The following is a 1,512-nucleotide window of genomic DNA, read 5'->3' on the forward strand; positions in this document are numbered from 1 at the left end:
TGTCCGTCGTCAGAGGTTTTGGGCCAGTTGGCGGCGTGATCTAAGAGAGGGTCTGGCGCATCTGGTTGGTCAGATTAAGCGGCGGATTTGCGGTGAAGCAAGCGCCGGGTTTCGATGGTCTTCCGTTTGATCCTTTCTCTTTGTTGCAGGATGGCCTGGCCGCGCCCGAAGTAGACGTCGGCCGGCGTGAGATTCTGCAGGCTCTCGTGGTAGCGCCGATGGTTGTAATGCTCGGCGAAGGCGTCGATCTTCTGCTTGAGATCGCCGGGCAGGTAGTAGTTCTCCAGCAGGATGCGGTTCTTGAGCGTCTGGTGCCATCGCTCGATCTTGCCTTGGGTTTGCGGGTGATATGGGGCGCCGCGGACATGATCCATTTGCCGGTGCTCCAACCAGTCGGCCAGTTCGCCCGAGATGTAACTGGCGCCATTGTCCGATAGCAGCCGTGGCTTGTGCAGGACCGTTGCCCTATCGCAGCCGGAGGCTTGCAGCGCCATGTCCAGCGTGTCGGTCACGTCGCCGGCTTTCATCGTCGTGCAGAGTTTCCACGCGATGATGTAGCGGCTGTGGTCATCGAGGATCGTCGAGAGATAGAACCAGCCCCAGCCGATGACCTTCAGGTAGGTGAAGTCGGTTTGCCAAAGCTGGTTCGGTCTCGTGGTCTTGTCCTTGAACTCGTCGGCCGCCGACAGAACCACGTAAGCCGGACTGGTGATCAGGTCGTAGGACTTGAGGATGCGATACACGGAAGCTTCTGATACAAAATACTTTTCCGTGTCGGTGAACTGCACGGCCAACTCGCGCGGCGACAGATCGCTTTCCAGCAGGGCTAGGTTCTTGATCTTCTCGCGAACAGGCTCGGGAATGCGGTTCCAGACTCGTGACGGCCTGGGGCTGCGATCCTCAAGCGCCTCGGGGCCGCCAGCGAGATATCGATCATACCAGCGATAGAAGGTCGTTCTGGGGATGCCGAGCTTGTCCAGCGTGCGCTTGGTCGGCAGATGCGATCCTTCGACCAGGCGGATGATCTCCAGTTTCTCGGATGCGGGATACCTCATTCGTCGTCGCCCCCATCCGCGATCATGCTTTTTTTGAGCAGCCGCAATTCCAGCGCCTGTTCGGCCACGACTTCTTTCAGATCGCGGGCCTCACGGCGCAGATCCTTGACCTCGCTCGACGTTGCCGCACGCGCCGTGTCGCCCGCCAGGCGCTTCTTCCCAGCCTCGAGGAACTCCTTGGACCAGCTGTAATACAGGCTCTGGGCAATACCCTCTCGGCGACACAGTTCGGCAATGCTGTCCTCGCCCTTGAGGCCGTCCAGCACGATCCTGATCTTCTCTTCGGCCGAATACTGTTTGCGGGCCGCTCGACGGATGTCCTTGACGACCTTCTCGCCGTGGCTCTGCTTGGTTCCGGGTTTCTGTCTCATCTCCACTCCTTGATGGTTACGATGAGCCAGAAACCCTCCCTTATCAAATCAACCTAAACTGTCCCATTGGCGCTGACGTCAAACAC

The 1,512-nt window shown here is 59.0% G+C and carries 1 protein-coding gene; it reads right to left on the reverse strand.

The features are described 5' to 3' along the window. Nucleotides 1-74: 74 nt before the first annotated feature. A protein-coding gene (locus AC2FNB_RS21255) for an IS3 family transposase (RefSeq protein ID WP_496748710.1) occupies nucleotides 75-1,426 on the reverse strand; the annotation gives its coding sequence in 2 pieces (ribosomal slippage) (nucleotides 75-1,090 and nucleotides 1,090-1,426; 1,353 coding nt in all). Nucleotides 1,427-1,512: the final 86 nt, after the last annotated feature.

This window comes from Ruegeria sp. BHSB058, from assembly GCF_059613285.1.